This window comes from Saccharomonospora azurea NA-128 (genome assembly GCF_000231055.2).
Lineage (GTDB): Bacteria > Actinomycetota > Actinomycetes > Mycobacteriales > Pseudonocardiaceae > Saccharomonospora > Saccharomonospora azurea.
Genome location: NZ_CM001466.1, coordinates 3,585,366 through 3,603,557, shown reverse-complemented (window position 1 = coordinate 3,603,557; position 18,192 = coordinate 3,585,366). Strand labels below are relative to the sequence as shown.

16 protein-coding genes are annotated in these 18,192 nt (G+C 71.2%); 8 read left to right on the top strand and 8 right to left on the bottom strand.

Annotation, left to right across the window (positions count from 1 at the left end; all coding sequences use genetic code 11):
* The first annotated feature begins 89 nt into the window (after positions 1–89).
* Positions 90–764 (top strand): Maf family protein, encoded by a 675-nt coding sequence (locus tag SACAZDRAFT_RS16490; RefSeq protein WP_005443571.1) that lies wholly within the window; start codon positions 90–92, stop codon positions 762–764.
* Between the two features lie 20 nt (positions 765–784).
* Here the strand turns inward: SACAZDRAFT_RS16490 and SACAZDRAFT_RS16485 are convergent, their stop codons facing one another.
* Positions 785–1,516 (bottom strand): hypothetical protein, encoded by a 732-nt coding sequence (locus SACAZDRAFT_RS16485; RefSeq protein WP_005443569.1) that lies wholly within the window; start codon positions 1,514–1,516, stop codon positions 785–787.
* A gap of 181 nt (positions 1,517–1,697) precedes the next feature.
* Here SACAZDRAFT_RS16485 and SACAZDRAFT_RS16480 point away from each other — a divergent pair, with 181 nt between their 5' ends.
* The 4 genes from SACAZDRAFT_RS16480 (at position 1,698) to SACAZDRAFT_RS16465 (ending at position 6,801) form a co-directional block, all read left to right on the top strand.
* A complete protein-coding gene (locus SACAZDRAFT_RS16480; RefSeq protein ID WP_005443567.1) occupies positions 1,698–3,470 on the top strand; it encodes an acetyl/propionyl/methylcrotonyl-CoA carboxylase subunit alpha in 1,773 nt (590 codons plus the stop codon).
* Positions 3,471–3,542: 72 nt separating this feature from the next.
* Positions 3,543–3,950, top strand: a complete 408-nt coding sequence (locus SACAZDRAFT_RS16475; protein WP_005443565.1) for a DUF1707 SHOCT-like domain-containing protein — start codon at positions 3,543–3,545, stop codon at positions 3,948–3,950.
* Between the two features lie 64 nt (positions 3,951–4,014).
* A complete protein-coding gene (locus SACAZDRAFT_RS16470) occupies positions 4,015–4,533 on the top strand; it encodes a GNAT family N-acetyltransferase (protein ID WP_005443563.1) in 519 nt (172 codons plus the stop codon).
* A 6-nt stretch (positions 4,534–4,539) separates the two neighbouring features.
* Positions 4,540–6,801: a hypothetical protein gene (locus SACAZDRAFT_RS16465; protein WP_005443562.1), complete on the top strand. Its 2,262-nt coding sequence runs from the start codon at positions 4,540–4,542 to the stop codon at positions 6,799–6,801.
* Here SACAZDRAFT_RS16465 and glpD read toward each other — a convergent pair.
* The gene (glpD, locus tag SACAZDRAFT_RS16460; protein ID WP_040928010.1) at positions 6,798–8,513 is read right to left on the bottom strand and encodes a glycerol-3-phosphate dehydrogenase; all 1,716 of its coding nucleotides are present in this window, start codon (positions 8,511–8,513) and stop codon (positions 6,798–6,800) included. The genes SACAZDRAFT_RS16465 and glpD overlap by 4 nt on opposite strands.
* A 205-nt stretch (positions 8,514–8,718) precedes the next feature.
* Between glpD and SACAZDRAFT_RS16455 the strand changes: the two genes are divergently transcribed.
* Positions 8,719–9,672, top strand: a complete 954-nt coding sequence (locus SACAZDRAFT_RS16455) for an MIP/aquaporin family protein (RefSeq protein WP_005443560.1) — start codon at positions 8,719–8,721, stop codon at positions 9,670–9,672.
* 29 nt (positions 9,673–9,701) lie between these two features.
* Positions 9,702–11,216: a glycerol kinase GlpK gene (gene glpK, locus SACAZDRAFT_RS16450; protein ID WP_005443559.1), complete on the top strand. Its 1,515-nt coding sequence runs from the start codon at positions 9,702–9,704 to the stop codon at positions 11,214–11,216.
* A gap of 66 nt (positions 11,217–11,282) precedes the next feature.
* Here the strand turns inward: glpK and SACAZDRAFT_RS16445 are convergent, their stop codons facing one another.
* Complete coding sequence (locus tag SACAZDRAFT_RS16445) at positions 11,283–12,077, bottom strand: VOC family protein (RefSeq protein WP_005443558.1); 795 nt, start codon at positions 12,075–12,077, stop codon at positions 11,283–11,285.
* A gap of 132 nt (positions 12,078–12,209) precedes the next feature.
* Positions 12,210–13,610 (bottom strand): NAD(P)H-quinone dehydrogenase, encoded by a 1,401-nt coding sequence (locus SACAZDRAFT_RS16440; RefSeq protein ID WP_005443557.1) that lies wholly within the window; start codon positions 13,608–13,610, stop codon positions 12,210–12,212.
* Positions 13,611–13,709: 99 nt separating this feature from the next.
* Between SACAZDRAFT_RS16440 and SACAZDRAFT_RS16435 the strand changes: the two genes are divergently transcribed.
* Positions 13,710–14,162 carry a gamma-glutamylcyclotransferase gene (locus SACAZDRAFT_RS16435; protein WP_005443555.1) on the top strand — a complete coding sequence of 151 codons (453 nt, stop codon included), beginning with the start codon at positions 13,710–13,712 and terminating at the stop codon, positions 14,160–14,162.
* Between the two features lie 128 nt (positions 14,163–14,290).
* Here SACAZDRAFT_RS16435 and SACAZDRAFT_RS16430 read toward each other — a convergent pair whose 3' ends face one another.
* The 4 genes from SACAZDRAFT_RS16430 to meaB form a co-directional block, all read right to left on the bottom strand.
* Positions 14,291–15,178 carry a DUF559 domain-containing protein gene (locus SACAZDRAFT_RS16430; protein ID WP_005443554.1) on the bottom strand — a complete coding sequence of 296 codons (888 nt, stop codon included), beginning with the start codon at positions 15,176–15,178 and terminating at the stop codon, positions 14,291–14,293.
* 164 nt (positions 15,179–15,342) lie between these two features.
* The gene (locus SACAZDRAFT_RS16425) at positions 15,343–16,623 is read right to left on the bottom strand and encodes an amidohydrolase (RefSeq protein WP_005443553.1); all 1,281 of its coding nucleotides are present in this window, start codon (positions 16,621–16,623) and stop codon (positions 15,343–15,345) included.
* A gap of 205 nt (positions 16,624–16,828) precedes the next feature.
* On the bottom strand, positions 16,829–17,164 hold the full coding sequence (locus SACAZDRAFT_RS16420) for a hypothetical protein (RefSeq protein ID WP_040927797.1): 336 nt from the start codon (positions 17,162–17,164) through the stop codon (positions 16,829–16,831).
* Positions 17,165–17,190: 26 nt separating this feature from the next.
* Positions 17,191–18,192: a methylmalonyl Co-A mutase-associated GTPase MeaB gene (gene meaB, locus SACAZDRAFT_RS16415; RefSeq protein ID WP_005443548.1), complete on the bottom strand. Its 1,002-nt coding sequence runs from the start codon at positions 18,190–18,192 to the stop codon at positions 17,191–17,193.

Genomic DNA, 18,192 nt, shown 5'->3' with positions numbered 1-18,192 from the left:
CGGCCCGAGCGGCTGGCGGGCCTCGGCCTACCCGGCCTGATCCCGCCCGGACGTCACGCGCGCGCACCCGCGTGTCCTAGCCTTGCGGCGTGCGTTTCGTCTTGGCTTCCGCCTCCCCCGCCCGGCTGGCCGTGCTGCGCGCGGCCGGAGTCGATCCCGACGTCGTGGTGTCCGGCGTCGACGAGGACGCGATCACCGCGTCGTTGCCGGACCCGGCGCCCGCCGAGCTCGTGACCGCCCTCGCGAGGGCCAAGGCCGACGAGGTGGCGGCCCGCCTGGCCGACGGCGGCGACAGCGACGGTGACACCGACACCGTCGTGGTGGGCTGCGACTCCATGCTGTCCATCGGCGGAGAGGTCGTGGGCAAGCCGGGCACGGCCGACGTCGCCCGCACGCGCTGGAAGGCCATGGCGGGCGGCACGGGTGAGCTGCTGACCGGACACGCCGTGGTCCGGCTGCGGGGCGGGGCGCCCGGCGCCGTCGTCGACCGCGCCGCCCGCGTCGACCGCGCCGAGGGCACCCAGGTCACCACCGTGCGGTTCTCCACGCCGAGCGACGAGGAGCTCGACGCCTACCTCGCGACGGGTGAGCCGCTCGCGGTCGCGGGCGCGTTCACGCTCGACGGACTCGGCGGCTGGTTCGTGGAGGGTGTGGACGGCGACCCGTCGAGCGTCATCGGCATCAGCCTGCCGCTCACCCGGCGACTGCTCGCCGAGGTCGGCGTCGGTGTCGCGGCACTGTGGGGCAGCCGCGGCACCGAGTAGCCGAAGGTTCTCGGGAGGCGTCAGGAGGCGTCGAGGTCGGCGGGGCACGCCGTCAGATCGCCCTCCGTCACGTCCACCTCGGGCCAGCCTCGCAGGTCGCCGGGAGAGCCCACGGGACGCGTGCACCCGACACTTCCGCCGTCGAGGGTCACCACCTGCGCCAGCACGCCCGGGTCGGAGCAGACGCCGTCCCGCGGAGAGTGCCCGGGGCCCGTCTCCCCCGCGCAGGCACGCCGGACCAGCACGACCTCGGGCAGTCCGGAGTCCACGACGTCGTCGAGCACGACGGCTCCCCCGTCGGCGAACCGGATACCGCCGACGGCCCGCCAGGCGTCACCGCGCCAGGTGTGCACCTCACCGGCCACCTCACCGTTGTGGGACCCGCGCACCAGGCACACGGGCGTGGCGCTGCGCGCGCAGCGCAGCGAGTCGTGGTGGAGGCGGATTCCCTGCTCGGTCAACGTCACCTCGGTGACGGCCCCGCCCGACGGCGCGCCCGCCCGCAACCGACCGTGCCCGCCGTCGCGGTCGGCGAGCAGCTCCACCGGCATCCCGTTCACCACCGTGGACGCCAGCACCCGGCACGGACCGGAACCGCATCCGACGTCGTGTGCCGCGCGCGGAGGCTCCGGTTGCACCGGATCGGGCGCGGCCGACCCCCACAGCGCGGCGGCGATCTGGGCACCCACGGCGAGAACGCAGGCCACGACCACCGTGACCACCACGCCCCGGGGTGGCGTTGCACGCGTCAACGACCGACCTCCTCCCTCGCTCGCCTGACGAGGGTAAGGGAGGCTACGCCGACGGGTCGCACGCTCGATGCTCCAACCAGCACAGACGGCGACGACCCACGCGCGGAGGTGACCCTTCTCTCGTCTCGCCCATCCGGGTAGTCCGTAAACTTTCGCGTGAGCTGCTAACGAGGAGGTAGGCGTGCCGGAGTCCGCTGTGCGAAAGGTGCTGGTCGCGAACCGCGGGGAGATCGCCGTACGCGTCGTCCGCGCAGCCCGGGACGCGGGACTGGCCAGTGTGGCCGTCTACGCCGACCCCGACCGCGACGCCCCGCACGCCCGCATGGCCGACGAGGCGTTCGCGCTCCACGGCTCCACGGCGGCGGAGACCTACCTCGTCGTCGACAAACTGCTGGACGTCGCCAAGCGCTCCGGCGCCGACGCCGTGCACCCCGGGTACGGCTTCCTCTCCGAGAACGCCGACTTCGCCCAGGCCGTGCTCGACGCGGGGCTGACGTGGATCGGCCCGAGTCCGCAGGCGATCCGCGATCTGGGCGACAAGGTCACCGCACGGCACATCGCGCTGAAGGCGGGCGCGCCGCTGGTGCCGGGCACGAAGGACCCGGTGGGCAGCGCCGACGAGATCGTGGCCTTCGCCGACGAGCACGGGCTCCCGGTGGCCATCAAGGCCGCGTTTGGCGGCGGCGGGCGCGGTCTGAAGGTGGCCCGGACGCGCGAGGAGATCCCCGAGCTGTTCGAGTCGGCCACGCGCGAGGCGGTGGCCGCGTTCGGCCGTGGCGAGTGCTTCGTCGAGCGCTACCTCGACCGGCCTCGGCACGTCGAGGCGCAGGTCCTCGCCGACCAGCACGGTAACGTCGTCGTCGTGGGCACCCGCGACTGCTCGTTGCAGCGCCGCCACCAGAAGCTGGTCGAGGAGGCCCCGGCGCCGTTCCTCACCGACGAGCAGCGCGAGATCATCCACACCTCCGCCAAGGCCATCTGCCGCGAAGCCGGCTACTCGGGCGCGGGCACCGTCGAGTACCTCGTGGGCGTCGACGGCACGATCTCGTTCCTCGAGGTCAACACGCGGCTGCAGGTGGAGCACCCCGTGTCGGAGGAGACCACGGGCATCGACCTGGTGCGCGAGCAGTTCCGCATCGCCGAGGGCCGCACGCTGCCCTTCACGGAGGACCCGGCTCCGCGCGGGCACTCGATCGAGTTCCGGATCAACGGCGAGGACGCGGGCCGCAACTTCCTGCCCGCTCCCGGCACCGTGACCACGCTGCGGTTCCCGTCCGGTCCGGGCGTCCGGATCGACTCCGGCGTCGAGCAGGGCAGCGTGATCGGCGGGCAGTTCGATTCGATGCTCGCCAAGGTGATCGTCACGGGTGCGGACCGGCAGCAGGCCATCGAACGCAGCAGGCGGGCACTCGACGAGATGCAGGTCGAAGGCATGGCCACCGTGCTGCCGTTCCATCGCACCGTGCTGCGCGACCCCGCGTTCGTCGGTGACGACAAGGGCTTCGCCGTGCACACGCGGTGGATCGAGACCGAGTTCGACAACACCATCGAGCCGTTCACCGCCCCGGCCGCCGAGGCGGACGAGGCCGACACGCCGCGGCAGAACGTCGTCGTCGAGGTCGGCGGCCGCCGGCTCGAAGTGTCGCTGCCCGGCGATCTCGCACTCGGAGGCGGCGGGGCCGCGGCGGCGAAGGCCAAGCCGCGCAAGCGGGCCGGAGGGTCGAAGACCGCGGCCGGAGGTGACGCGGTCACGGCGCCGATGCAGGGCACCATCGTCAAGGTCGCCGTGAGCGAGGGCCAGCAGGTGGAGGCCGGTGACCTCGTGGTCGTGCTGGAGGCCATGAAGATGGAGAACCCGGTCACGGCGCACAAGGCCGGCGCCGTCACAGGGCTGGCCGCCGAGGTGGGGCAGTCGATCGGGCAGGGCTCCGTTCTCCTGGAGATCAAGGACTGAGCTCGACCGTCGCTCGCCGACCAGTCGCGTCGACGGTCGTTCCGAGTCACTCGTTCGACCTATCATCGGGGTGTGGCCGTCGACCGACCGAACTTCCGACTCAGCGACGCCGAGCGCGCCGAAGCCCTCGACGCGCTCGCCGAGCACGTGCGCACGGGTCGGCTCGACCTGGCCGAATACGACGAGCGTTCGGCGACGGTGACCGCGGCCAAGACCCGGGGCGACCTGCTTCCCGCCTTCGCCGACCTGCCCGACCCGCGCCCGAGTGTGCTCGGTCCGGAACGGACACCGGAGGCGGTGTCGTCACCGGCCCCACCCGCGCCGACCGTGGGCCAGCGCCTCTCGTCGATGGCCGTTCCCGCGGCCGCGGTGCTGGCCGCTGTGTTCTTCTTCACCATGGGCCGGTTCGGCTTCTTCATCTTCGTGCTGCCGATCGTGGTCGCGCTGGTCATGGGCGTGTTCGCCCGCCGTCGCCCCTGAGCGGGAACCCGATCTCGGGCGTGGGCACCCACTCCGGTCGGTGTCCGCTCTAGACTGCCCGCTCATGGAACCGGTCGAGATCAACGCGGGCGAGTACTACCTGCGGCAGTTGCGGGCCGACCGCCTGCTGGACGACCGGCCCGCGCTGATCTCGGCGTTCGCCGATCCGCTCCTGCGGGCTCTCGGGCCCGACTACGCCGTCGACACGCTCGCCGACGCCGACGCCTACGTGCGCCGACGCGCCGAGGAGTGGGCGAGCGACCGGCGGTGTTCCTGGGCGGTCGCGGAACCCACCACCGGTGAACTGCTCGGCGAGGTGGGACTCGCGGACCTCGACCTCGCGAACGGCACCGCCGACGTCACGGTCTGGGTCGCTCCGGCGCGACGGCGCACGGGCCTCGCCTCCACGGTCGTCGACACCGCCGTGCGCTTCGGGTTCGGCGCGCTGGACCTGCGGGAGGTCGCCTGTTCCCACGCTGCGGACGACGCGGCGTCGCGCGCGGTGGCGCAGCGCTGCGGTTTCACGCCTCGGGACTCCGACGGCAACGAGGTGCGCTGGGGCCGGCGACCCTCCGGTGCGTGACCGGGCATGACGACCCGCGTCGTCAGCGCACTGGTCGCAGCGCTGACCCTCTTCGGCCTGCTCGCACCGGTCCCGGCACTCGGGCAGGAGCGCGGCGGTGCGGACCGCCCGGCTCCGTTCGACGTCGACGCGGCCCTCGACGCGCTGTCCGAACAGCGGATCTACCGCGCTCCCGGTGCGATCGCCACCTTCGACGAGGACCTGATCACGCGCGCACTCACCGACGACGTGCGGCTCCTCGTCACCCCGTCGCTGCGCGCCGACGAGGACATGCAGCGGCTGGAGGACTGGGCCGAGGGCACCGGTCGCACGCTCGTCCATGTCGAGGGACTGCTCGTGTCGTCGACCGACGGCATCACCGGCACGCCGTCCGACCTGTCCACCCTCAGACAGCACACGGCCGCCCACGACGTCACCCGCGAGCTGCTGGGGGTCGTCCGGTACACCGTCGAGAGCGACGTCGGAGACTCGTCGCACGCGCCGCTGGAGGTCGTGACACCGACCGCGAGCCAGACGGCGGACCTCGTGGAGCGGCTTCGCCACGACCGGATCGTCAACGCCTCGGGGCGGACCGACCGGGTCGAGAGGTCCGCCGACGAGTTGACGCGGGGAACGGGGTTCACCGTCCGGGTGGTCGCGTTCCCGCCCCTCGAACCCGGTGAGCCGCTCGTCGACCACGCCCCCGCCCTGGCCGAACGGTTCCCCGACGACGTCGTGCTCGTCGCGCACGGCGACTGGCTGGAGGTCGCGGGCCCACAGCAGGCCGCCCTGACGTCCGCCCGCAACCGCTCGTACGTCGACGACGCCGGCTACCGAGCCGGTCCGGCGATGTCCGACCGCATCGAATCGGTGCTGACCCGGGCCCGCCGGTTGACCACCGCGCACGCGTTCGGTGCACCGCAGCCCCGCACCTCGGCCCACCTGGTGACCGACCTCGCGCCGTGGCTCGCCGGTGGGGCGGCACTGCTGATCGCGACCACGCCGTTGCGACGCGCGCTGGCCAGGCGGTGGCGGGACCGGCGCGCCGAACGCCACGCCTTCCTCGTCACGAGAGCGGAGACGTTCGCCGCCCTCGCCGAACTCGCCGACCAGCTGCGCACGCAGCGCGACGACTCCTCGCCGTCGGTGTCGGCGGCCGCCGAGCGGCACGCCCACGCCACCGCGCTCTTCGACCGAGCGACCACCGCGACCGCGCTGAAGGAAGCCACGAAGCTCGCCACCCGGGGCACGAAGGGCCTTCGGAAACGAGCCGAGAACCGGAACTCGATGACCCGGGCGAGGAGAACCAGAACGGGCACGACCGCGAAGCGGACCGGGAACACGGTGGCCGGACGGACCCGGACGTGGGCGCGATGGCCGTGGGGCGTCACGGCCGCGTTCGTGGTGGGCGTCGTGGTCTTCTTCCTCACCATGGACCCGTTGCGGAACCCGACCGAGCGGGCCTCCGCCGTCGTCACGGAGTTCGTGCACGACCCGGTCTACGTCGCCGACGACGCGCCCGTGGACGCCGACCGCATCCGGCAACTGATCGGGGAGCGTGCCGTGGTGGTGGCCGTGCTCTCCGACCCGGTGTCGGCGCAGCAGCCCGACGACGCCGTGTCGTCCGTGTCTTCTGTGTCTTCCACGGCGTTGTGCGACGACATCGCGGAACTGGTTCCCACCAGCATGGTGCTCGTCTTCTCGTTCCTCGACGACGAGTCGTACCGGGAGTCCGCCTGCGGTGGGCCGGACTTCCCGGCGCCCACCCTCGTCGACGCCGACGCGGAGGACTTCCTGCTCGACGTGGAGTTGAGCGCCTCGGACGGCGAGCGGTACCACGACTCCGACGACGGCGTCGCCACGCAGGTCGCCGAGTACGTGCTCGCCTTCGACGACGAGGCGAGCCAGGCCTACGGCGACCTGCCCCGACGTGGACCGATCACCGAGCCGCCCGGCGGCGCCGACCTCGTGCTCGGCCTCCTGGCCGTCGTCGGCTCGGCGATCGCTGCCTACCTCGTGTTGCGTGATCTCGGATGGATGCTCCTGCGCAGCGACCTCGCACATCCGCGCGCGACACACCTGCGGGAGCGCCTCGTCCGGCTCGGCGACCGGATCATGGATCCGGCGCGGCCCGGCGACCCCGAGACCGCCCGGAACTACGCGCGCGCCTTCCGTGAGCTCGACCAGGTACGGAGCCCGTACGACCACCACGCGGTGGAACGGCGTATCGAGCGGCTCGAACAGGACGTCACCGAGAACGTCACCCAGGACACCGCCGCCGGACGTTAGCTCGCGGCCATGTCGACGAGCCCGGAGCGGACCTCGGGTGCCGTCAGCCGGCGCGCGTCCGCACCCTCGTCGCTCTGCTCCGTCTGCGACTCGCGCTCCGCCTGGACGCGCGCCCGGTACAGCTCCACCTCGCGGGCCCTGGTCTCGGCCGACCACCCCAGCACCTCGCCCATCAGCTCGGCGATCTGCTCGGCGCAGTCCACCCCGCGATGCGGGTACTCGATCGAGATCCGCGTGCGCCGGGCGATGACGTCCTCCAGGTGGAGCGCACCTTCGTGACCCGCCGCGTACACGACCTCGACCTTCAGATAGTCGGGCGCGGCGTCGATGGGCTTCAGCAGTCCGGGCTTGCCGTCGGCCTCGGCGAGCACCTCGTGCACGAGAGAGCCGTACCGGTCGAGCAGATGCCGCACCCGGTAGGGGTGCAGACCGTGCTGCGACGCCAGGTGGTCGGCCTGGTTCACCAACGCGTGGTAGCCGTCGGCACCCACGAGCGGCACCTTGTCCGTGATGGACGGCCGCGCCCGGCCCGGCAGGTCGGCTGCCGCGGCGTCCACCGCGTCGGCCGCCATGACCCGGTACGTCGTGTACTTGCCACCGGCGATGGCGACCAGCCCGGGCGCCACCCGCGCCACGGCGTGTTCCCGCGACAGCTTCGAGGTCTCCTCGCTCTCCCCGGCCAGCAACGGCCTCAGTCCCGCGTAGACACCCTCGATGTCGTCGTGTGTCAACGGCGTCGCCAGCACCTCGTTGACGTGGCCGAGGATGTAGTCGATGTCGTTCTGGGTCGCGGCGGGATGCGCGAGGTCCAGGTTCCAGTCCGTGTCGGTCGTCCCCACGATCCAGTGGTTGCTCCGCCACGGAATGACGAACAGCACGGACTTCTCCGTGCGCAGGATCATGCCGGTCTCCGACACGATGCGGTCGCGGGGCACCACGATGTGCACACCCTTGCTGGCCCGCACCCGGAACCGGCCCCGGCTTCCCGCCAGGTGCTGCAACTCGTCCGTCCACACCCCCGTGCAGTTGACTACGACGGACGCGTGGACGTCGGTCTCCCTGCCGTCCTCCACATCGCGCACTCGCACCCCGGTCACGCGGTCGGCCTCGCGCAGGAACCGCACGACCTGGGTGGACGTTCGCACCACCGCGCCGTAGTGCGCGGCGGTCCGGCCGACCATCATCGTGTGCCGCGCGTCGTCCGCCGACGCGTCGTAGTAGCGGATTCCGCCGATGAGCGCGTCCCGCTTCAACGCCGGCACCATGCGCAACGCCCCGGCCCGCGTCAGGTGCTTCTGCCCCGGAACGGAACGGGCACCGCCCATCGTGTCGTACAGCATGAGACCGGCCGCGGTGTACGGCCGCTCCCACATCCGATGCGTCAGCGGGTACAGGAAACTCACCGGCTTCACGAGGTGCGGCGCGATGGTGGTGAGCATCAGCTCGCGCTCCCTCAACGCTTCCCGCACCAGCCCGAACTCGAGTTGTTCGAGATACCGCAGCCCACCGTGGAACAACTTGCTCGACCTGCTCGACGTGCCCGAGGCGAGATCCCGCGCCTCCACCAGGGCGACCCGGAGCCCCCGCGTGGCGGCGTCGAGTGCCGTACCGACGCCCACGACCCCACCGCCCACGACGACGAGGTCGAAGTTCTCACTGCCCAGTCGCTGCCACGTCTGCTCGCGGTTCGCGGGTCCCAACGCCACAGTCACACTCGCCTCCTCGCCCACGGCGATCCCTCACCGTCGAAATTGCGGCAACCTAAGCCCTCTGTTGAGGTTCCCACGTTCCGGTGTGGGCAATCAGGGGCAATCAGAACCAGTGCGACTGCGCCGTTCAGATGTTGTCCGGCCGGTACGTGCGGAGCACGATGTGGTCAAGGGATAACGACGTCCCGGCTGAAGGCGGAGGTGTGGCATGAGTGTGAAGGACACCAGTCACCGGTCCAGCGGCCTGTCCAGACTCCGGTCGACCACCGGCGGGGAGTTACTGGCCGAATTCCTGGGCACGGCGATACTCATCTTGCTGGGGTGTGGCTCGGTCGCGGTCGCACTCGCCGGTCTACCCGGGTCCGGGCGCCAGATGGACGCCTTCGGCCCGGGCAACTGGCTGATCATCGCGTTCGGCTGGGGTCTCGCGGTGACGTTCGCCGTGTACGTCGCGGGCGGAGTGAGCGGGGCGCACATCAACCCCGCCGTGACGCTCGCGTTCGCCGTGCGACGCAAGTTCCCCTGGGTCAAGGTCGTGCCCTACTGGGTGGCGCAGGTCCTCGGGGCGTTCGCCGGTGCGGCCATCGTGTACTGGGTGTACGCCGACGCGATCAACGCCTTCAACGCGGCGGAAGGGTTCGCCCAGAGATCCGATTCGGTACCGAGTTTCTCCATCTTCGCCACCTTCCCGGCCGAGTACTTCGGCGGAGGTTGGTGGGGACCGTTCTTCGACCAGATCGTCGGCACGGCCATCCTCGTGCTGGCCATCGCGTCCCTGATCGACAGTCGTAACCAGGCGCCACAGAGCAACTTCGGTCCGTGGGCCATCGGCTTCGTCGTGACGGCGATCGGCCTGAGCTTCGGTACCAACGCCGGATACGCCATCAACCCGGCCCGTGACTTCGGGCCCCGCCTGCTGGCGTACTTCGCGGGATGGGGTGAAGCGGCGTTCCCGGGCAACGGTGACTGGTTCAGCAACTACTGGTGGATCCCGATCCTCGGGCCACTCGTCGGTGGTGTCGTCGGCATCCTCGTCTACGACCTGTTCATCGGCCAGGTGCTGAAGGCCAGGGAGAGCTTCGCCGGCGACGTCGAGGCCCCGCCACCGGGCCGTGTCCCCGAGCCCACCGACGAGACCGAGACACGCAAGTCGGCCGAGTGACCGGCGCTCCACGCGAGGAAAGGACACCGATGTCTTCGTACGTCGCCGCGATCGACCAGGGCACCACGTCGACGCGCACCATGATCTTCGACCACTCCGGCCAGGTGGTCGCGGTCGATCAGCGGGAACACGAGCAGATCTTCCCCAAGGCGGGCTGGGTCGAGCACGACGCCGAGGAGATCTGGGCGAACACGAGGGCCACCGCCGCCGGGGCGCTCGCCAACGCCGACCTGACCGCCGGCGACATCGCCGCGGTGGGCATCACCAACCAACGCGAGACCACGCTCGTGTGGGACCGCAAGACCGGCAAACCCGTCTACAACGCCATCGTCTGGCAGGACACCCGCACCGACCGCATCATCAACGAGCTGGGCGCGCTCGGCGGCGGGCAGGAACGTTACCGCGACCGCACCGGCCTGCCGCTCGCCACGTACTTCTCCGGACCCAAGATCAAGTGGATTCTGGACAACGTGGAGGGTGCCCGCGAACGGGCCGAGAACGGCGACCTGCTGTTCGGCAACATGGACACCTGGGTGCTGTGGAACATGACCGGCGGCATCGACGGCGGTATCCACGTCACCGACCCCACCAACGCGTCCCGCACCCTGCTGATGGACCTCGACACGCTGTCCTGGAACGAGGACATCGCGGCCGACATGGGCATCCCCATGTCCATGCTGCCGGAGATCCGCTCGTCGTCCGAGAAGTACGGCGTCACCCGCGAACGCGGAGCGCTCGGTGGCGTGCCCATCGCGGGCATCCTCGGCGACCAGCAGGCCGCGACCTTCGGGCAGGCCTGCCTGTCCGTCGGCGAGGCGAAGAACACCTACGGCACCGGCAACTTCGTCCTGCTCAACACCGGTACCGAGAAGGTCATGTCGCAGAACGGCCTCCTCACCACCGTCTGCTACAAGATCGGAACGAACGACACCGTGTACGCGTTGGAAGGCTCCATCGCGGTCACAGGGTCGCTGGTGCAGTGGTTGCGCGACAACCTCAAGATGATCGGCTCCGCGGCCGAGATCGAGCAGCACGCGCGCACAGTGGACGACAACGGCGGCGCGTACATCGTGCCCGCGTTCTCCGGCCTGTTCGCGCCGTACTGGCGCTCCGACGCCCGGGGCGTCCTCGTCGGCCTGACCCGGTTCGTCAACAAGGGACACCTCGCTCGTGCGGTGCTCGAAGCGACGGCGTTCCAGAGCCGCGAAGTGATCGAGGCCATGAACGCCGACTCCGGTGTTCCGCTGAAGACCCTCAAAGTGGACGGCGGCATGGTCGTCAACGACCTGCTCATGCAGTTCCAGGCCGACATCCTGGGCGTGTCGGTGATCCGGCCGAAGGTCAACGAGACCACCGCTCTCGGCGCCGCCTACGCCGCGGGCCTCGCCGTCGGCTTCTGGGAGAGCGAGGACGACATCCGCGAGAACTGGGCGGAGGACAAGCGCTGGGAGCCGAACATGGACGAGGAACGGCGCGAACACGAGTTCCGCAACTGGAAGAAGGCCGTCACCCGGACCTTCGACTGGGTCGAGGACGGCGGGTGAGGCGCATCCGACCGACGTCACCGAGGCCGTGTCCCGCCGAGTGGTGGGCACGGCCTCGGCCGTTCGTCAGCGACGCTCCGGGTCCGGCTCCGCGGACACCGTGATCACCGAGAACGCCACGCCCTGGTTGTCGGCGACCGCGGCCATCCGGCCGTACGGGCTGTCGGTCGGCGGCGACACCACGCTGCCGCCCAGCTCGGTCACCCGCGTCACCGTCGCGTCGGTGTCGGTGACGCCGAAGTACGTCATCCAGTGCGGCGGCACGTCGGCGGGCACGTCGTCGGGCAGGCGGCCGATCCCCCCGACGATGCGGTCGCCCACCCGCAACGTCGCGTAAGGGACGTCCTCGTCCTCCATGAGCTGCGTGCCGAGGCCGAACACGCGTTCGTAAAGCGCGCGGGCCACGTCGAAGTCCCGCGTCAGGCACTCGTTCCAGACCAACGCCGACGGCGTGCCCGTCAGCTGTGCCCCGATGGTGCGGCCCGCCTGCCACAGGCCGAACACCGCGCCCGTGGGATCGGAGGCGATCGCCATCCGGCCCTCCGTGAGCACGTCCAACGGCCCCGTGAGCACCCGCCCGCCCGCGTCCGTGACGGCCGCGGCCGACGCATCCACATCGGACGTGGCCAGATAGGTGGTCCAGACCGTGGGCGCCTCCTGCCGGGGCGCGCTCGCGCCGAGCCCCGACACCAGATGTCCGTCCACGGAGCACAACAGGTAGTTGCCCGCCTCGTCCCCCTGGTCGGCGAAGTCCCAACCGAACAGAGCGCCGTAGAAGTCCATCGCCCGGCGCGGATCCGGCACCATCAGGTCGATCCAGCAGGGCGTTCCGTCGGGATAGGCGGTGTCGCGGACAGTCATCGCTCGCTCCTCGGACACGGCTGGAGGGCCGGTGAATCCACCGACCCGTCCAGCATGCGACCGACGCGAACCGCCCGCAAAACGGTCCGACCGTCGCGCGACGCCAGCCAGGTCAGTCCAGGTCAGTCCGGGTCAGTCCAAGTCGTCGTGCCTCATCAGCTGACGGCCCGCCTCGGTGACCGACCCGGACAGCGACGGGTACACCGAGAACGTCAGCGCGAGGTTGTCGACCGTGAGCTGGTTCTGCACGGCCAGCGCGATCGGCAGGATCAGCTCGCTGGCGTTCGGGCCCACCACGACACCGCCCACCACGACACCCGTCGCGGGACGGCAGAACAGCTTGACGAAGCCGTGCCGCACGCCCTCCATCTTGGCGCGGGCGTTCGTCGACAGCGGCAGCATGATCGTGCGGGCCGGGACCTCCCCGGAGTCGATCGCCTGCTGGCTCACGCCCACCGTGGCGATCTCGGGGTGGGTGAACACGTTGGCCGCGACCGTGCGCAACCGGATCGGCGCCACCCCCTCGCCGAGGGCGTGCCACATCGCGATCCGGCCCTGCATGCTCGCGACCGAGGCGAGCATGAGCACGCCCGTGCAGTCACCCGCCGCGTAGACGCCCGGTGCGCTGGTCCGCGAGACGCGGTCGACGTTGATGAAACCACCGGGGCCGGGCTCGATGCCCACACGCTCCAACCCGATGTCGGTGGTGTTGGGCACCGAACCGACGGTCATGAGCGCGTGGCTGGCCTCGATCTGCCTGCCGTCGGTGAGGTGCACGACGACGCCGTCGGCGGTGCGCTCGACCCGGTCGGCCCTCGCGTGCTTGACCACGGTGGTGCCGCGCTTCGAGAAGACCTCCTCCAGCACCGCGGCGGCGTCGGCGTCCTCGTGCGGCAGCACCCGGTCACGGCTCGACACGACGGTGACCTTGACGCCCATCTCGGTGTACGCGGAGGCGAACTCCGCGCCGGTGACCCCCGAGCCGACCACGGCGAGATGCTCGGGCAGCTCCGGCAGGCTGTAGAGCTGACGCCAGTCGAGGATACGCTCACCGTCCGGCACCGCACCCGGCAGCACCCGCGGCGTCGCGCCCGTGGCCACCAGCACCACGTCGGCGTCGAGGAGCTCCTCCTCACCGGTCTCCGAGTCGGTCACGCCGACCTTGTGCGTCGCGAGGCCCGGCTCCGTGTCCCGGAACCGCGCCGTACCGGTGACCACCCGGACGCCCTCCCGCTGCACGCGCGCCCGGATGTCGGCCGACTGCGCGAGCGCGAGTCCCCGCACCCGGCCGTGCACGCTCGGCAGGTCGACGCTCGGCGGGTCGACCGAGATGCCCAGCTCGGGGAAGCTCTGCAGGCTCGCCCGCGCGCCGGACGAGGCGATGAACGTCTTCGAGGGAACACAGTCGTAGAGGACGCACGCGCCGCCGAGACCATCCCGCTCGACCACGGTGACGTCCGCGTCGTGTTGCGCGGCGACCAGTGCCGCCTCGTAACCGGCGGGCCCGCCACCCATGATCACGATTTTGGTCAACTTCGTTCCCTCCTCGACACGGCGCTGCCATCCCAACTGTATGTGGGGACACGCCGAGTGCATCCGCTCGGGTGACGGAGTGGTCGCTACCCTGGAAGCGTGCCCCTCTACGCCGCATACGGGTCCAACATGGATCCCGCCCAGATGACGCAGCGAGCCCCGCACTCGCCGATGGCGGGCACCGGCTGGCTGGAAGGCTGGCGGCTCACCTTCGGCGGCGAAGACCTGAACTGGGAAGGTGCGCTCGCCACGATCGTGGAGGACCCCGGGTCGCGGGTCTTCGTCGTGCTCTACGACGTCACGCCGCAGGACGAGGCGACGCTCGACCAGTGGGAGGGTGGCGAGCTCGGGCTGCACAACAAGATCAGGCTGCGGGTGCAGACCATGGACGGGTCCGTGCTGGCCTGGCTCTACGTCCTCGACGCCTACGAGGGCGGGCTGCCCTCGGCGCGCTATCTCGGCGTCCTGGCCGACGCCGCCGAAGCGGCGGGCGCCCCCGCCGACTACGTCGACGATCTCCGCACCCGCCCCTGTAAACGCATAGGCCCCTGATCCAGGCCCGTACGCGTGTCCGCACCTCACGCACGCGTGTCCGCACCTCACGCACGCGTGTCCGCACCTCACGCACGCGTGTCCGCGGCGTGCGACGCGAACACGCGTGCGCAGCCCGCGGACGCGGCCTAACACGAGCGGTCGGCGAAGGCTCGCTTCAGCTCCCCCAGCACCCGCGACGGATCACGGAGATCCTGTGCCGTCGCCCGGACGACCTGCCACCCACGCCCGGCCAGCCGCCGGTCCCGTTCGGCGTCGTAGGCGGCACGGCCCTCGTGCGCGTCGTACCCGTCGTATTCGAGAGCGATCCGCCACGACTCCCACGCCAGGTCGAGGACGTAGAGCAGCCGCCCGTCGATCGTGTGCACCGGATACTGCACCTCGGGGATCGGCAGCCCCGCCTCCACCACGACGAGCAGGAGCGAACTCTCCGGCGGTGAGTCGGCACGCCCGGTGGCGAGGTCGGTGAGCATGAGCGCCTTCGCCACGCCGCGCCGGTCGTCGCGGGCGGCGAGCCGTCCGCGTACCGACGCGCGGAAGGCCTCGGAGTCGGTGTGCCGGCGCAACACCTCGTCGAGACTCCCGAACGCTTTCCGTCGATCACCGTCGCAGAGCTGTTCGGCCACCGCGAGGTCGAGCGCGAACACGGGAAGGCCTTCGACGTCGACGACGTCGTCCGGTTCGTACCGGTTCTGGTGCATCACCAGTCCCGGCCGCGACCGTGCCGACCTCGAATACGGCACCGTGACGTGTACCGGGCCCGTCTCCCCCACCGCGGCGCAGCCGTGCAGCGCCAACGCCGTGGGCCCGGACACCACGACGGGACGGCGGACGGACAGCACTGCCGCCTCCGCGCGGGTGCGGAGCTTGGCGAGGTCGGCGGTCCGCACCACGACGCCCCGCCACGGTTGCGTCAACATGCCGAGGTTCAACGCCACCCGCACGGCCCGTTCTCCCATGTTCGCCACGGCGTCGCGCCGCAGTACGGCGCTGCGCCCGGCCCAGAGCTGCGACATAGCCCCAGGTTCGACGCGCACAAAACAAGACGCCACCGGTTGTCCACAACCTGTGGACAAATCTCAAACCTGTGGACAACTCGTGTCCGCGCCCCAGGAACACGTGTTCGCGCCGCACGGCGCAGACACGCGTACGCAGACCGCGGACACGATGTTGGGGTGGGTCAGGAGGCCAGCGCCGCCAGGGCGGTGTGGACCATGGTCCGGATGCCGGTGAGCAGCGCGCGTTCGTCGGCCTCGAACGTCGGCTGGTGCAGGTCACGCATGGGTCCCTCACCGGACCACACACCGAGCCGCGCGAACGCCCCGGGCACGTGCTCGAGGTACCAACCGAAGTCCTCGCCACCCGACGACTGCTCGGTACCGACGAGCGCGTCGGCCCCCAACGCCGCCTCGACGCCCGCGCGCAGGAGGCTCGTGCTCTCGGGTTCGCTCACCACGGGTGGGACGCCGCGCCGGTAGTGCAGTTCATATCCCACGCCGGTGGGCGCGAGCAGCGCCTTCACCGACGACTCGACCAGCGGCTCCAGCATGGTCCAGGTCTCGTGGTCGGCGGTCCGCAGCGTGCCGCGCAGCAGGCCCTCCTGCGGCACGGCGTTGGCCGCCTCACCGGCGTGCACGGCGCCCCACACCAGCACGGTGCCCGACCGCGGGTCCACGCGACGCGACAACACGGCGGGCAGCGACGTGATCACGGTGCCGAGGCCGTGCACCAGGTCGGCGGTCAGGTGCGGCCGGGAGGTGTGCCCGCCCGGCGACGACAGGGTGAGCTCCACCAGGTCGGCCGCGGACGTCAACGCGCCGATCCGGGTGCCGACACTGCCGACGGGCAGCCGCGGGTCGCAGTGCAGGCCGAAAATGCGTTCCACGCCGTCGAGCACGCCCGCGTCGATGGCGTCGAGCGCGCCACCGGGCATGACCTCCTCGGCCGGCTGGAAGATGAGCCGGACGCGCCCGGGCAGCTCCGCCGCGGTGGCGAGCGCGAGCCCTGCACCGAGCAGCACGGTGGTGTGCACGTCGTGGCCGCAGGCGTGCGCCACGCCGTCCACCGTGGAGGCGAAGGGCAACCCGGTCGCCTCCGTCAGCGGGAGGGCGTCCAGGTCGGCGCGCAGGGCGACGCACCGCGATCCGGTGCCGACGTCGCACACGACGCCGGTGCCGCCGGGCAGCACCCTCGGCCGCAGCCCGGCGGAGGTGAGCAGCTTGGTGACCATCTCGGTGGTTCCGTACTCGCGCCGCGCCAGTTCGGGGTGGGCGTGGATGTGCCGACGCCACGCCACGACGTCCGTCGTGCGCTCGGCGAGCCACGCGTCGAGCCAGTCGGGGCCACGTCCCTGTCCCACATCACCGATGGTGGCCGCACCCGACGCGGCGAGCAGGGCTTCGACCGACGCATCCGGGCCGGAATCGCCCGGCAGGTCGGGTCGCGAGTCGAGAACGGTCACGCCGCACCTCCGCACGCGACCAGCGCGCCGAGGTCACACATCGTGACTCTCCTCCGTCGTCCGCTGGTCCATCGTTGCCGTACGCATTTGCTCTCAGTCTGACACCAACCAGCGTATGCGTAACCCGGATGTCCTAATGGGGAGACAGAAGGTAGCCCGTTTGCGCTAAACGGTGACGGATCGTTCGGTCTCGCTGTAGAGCTCGCTACCCGCTCTTGGCCCGCTTGGCCCGCACGTAGCGTCCCCACACCACGATGCCGAGCAACGCCGCGGCGATGATCCCCACCACGATCTTGCTCCGGTTCTTGGCCGCGTCGGCCTCCGTCTGGGGATCGAGCGCCGGTCCGTCCTCCGACGAGCGGGACGACTCCGTGTCACCCGCGTCCTCCGTGTCGGAATCCTGCGCTTGCATCTGCGCGAGCGCGGCGCCGGAGGACGGGTCGACGGTGGCAGCCCGCGCCTCGCGCGCGGGAGCGGCCAGGGACGTCATGAGGACGACGGTGAGTACACCCAGCAGTACCGTGAGAACACGCACGACCACAGTCTGCCGTGGAAAGCGGCGGCGCGTCAGCCCCCACGCCGGGAGTCGACGCCGAACGCCCGCAGAATGCGCTCGGCCGCGAGTGTGGCCGTACTGCGTCCCTCGCGCACGTCGCGCTCGACGTCGTCGACGATCGCGCGGACGTCGGGATGCTGCACCAGCCGGTCGAGCAGCTGGTCGCGGACCATGGCCCAGGTCCAGTCGACCTGCTGGCGCTGGCGCTTGGCCTCCAGCTCGCCCGACTCGGCCAGGTGGGCCCGGTGCCGCCCGAGTTGCTGCCACACGGTGTCGAGTCCGGCCCCGGTCAGCCCGCTGCACGTCAGCACGGGGGGCGTCCACTCCGCGTCCGGGCCGTAGATCATGCGCAGCGCACCGGAGAGCTCCCGCGCCGCGCGACGCGCCTCCCGCTCGTGGTCACCGTCGGCCTTGTTGACGGCGATGACGTCGGCGAGTTCGAGCACGCCCTTCTTGATTCCCTGGAGCTGGTCGCCCGTGCGGGCCAGGGTGAGGAACAGGAAGGAGTCGACCATTCCCGCGACGGTGACCTCCGACTGGCCGACGCCGACGGTCTCGACCAGCACGACGTCGTAGCCCGCGGCCTCCATCAGCACGATGGTCTCGCGGGTCGCCCTGGCCACGCCGCCGAGCGTGCCGGAGGTGGGCGACGGCCGGATGAACGCCGCCGGGTCGACGGCCAGCCGCGCCATGCGGGTCTTGTCGCCGAGGATGCTGCCGCCGGTGCGGGTGGAGGAGGGGTCGACCGCGAGGACGGCCACCCGGTGTCCCGCGGCGGTGAGCTGGGTGCCGAGCTGGTCGATGAAGGTCGACTTGCCGACTCCGGGCACGCCGGTGATGCCCACCCGGGTGGCCCTTCCGGCGTGCGGCAGCAGCTCGACGAGCAGCTCCTGCGCGCGTTCCCGATGGTCGGCGCGCTGCGATTCGACCAGCGTGATCGCCCTGGCGAGGATGCCGCGGTCGCCGTCGAGGACGCCCTTGGCGTACGCGGAGACGTCGAGGATGCGTGCCAT

Bases quoted from the DNA above. Each gene is read 5' to 3' on its own strand.
- SACAZDRAFT_RS16470 (WP_005443563.1), top strand. From the start codon at position 4,015: ATGGAACCGGTCGAGATCAACGCGGGCGAGTACTACCTGCGGCAGTTG.
- SACAZDRAFT_RS16465 (WP_005443562.1), top strand. From the start codon at position 4,540: ATGACGACCCGCGTCGTCAGCGCACTGGTCGCAGCGCTGACCCTCTTC.
- SACAZDRAFT_RS16455 (WP_005443560.1), top strand. From the start codon at position 8,719: ATGAGTGTGAAGGACACCAGTCACCGGTCCAGCGGCCTGTCCAGACTC.
- glpK (WP_005443559.1), top strand. From the start codon at position 9,702: ATGTCTTCGTACGTCGCCGCGATCGACCAGGGCACCACGTCGACGCGC.
- SACAZDRAFT_RS16445 (WP_005443558.1), bottom strand. From the start codon at position 12,077: ATGACTGTCCGCGACACCGCCTATCCCGACGGAACGCCCTGCTGGATC.
- SACAZDRAFT_RS16430 (WP_005443554.1), bottom strand. From the start codon at position 15,178: ATGTCGCAGCTCTGGGCCGGGCGCAGCGCCGTACTGCGGCGCGACGCC.
- meaB (WP_005443548.1), bottom strand. From the start codon at position 18,192: ATGGCACGCATCCTCGACGTCTCCGCGTACGCCAAGGGCGTCCTCGAC.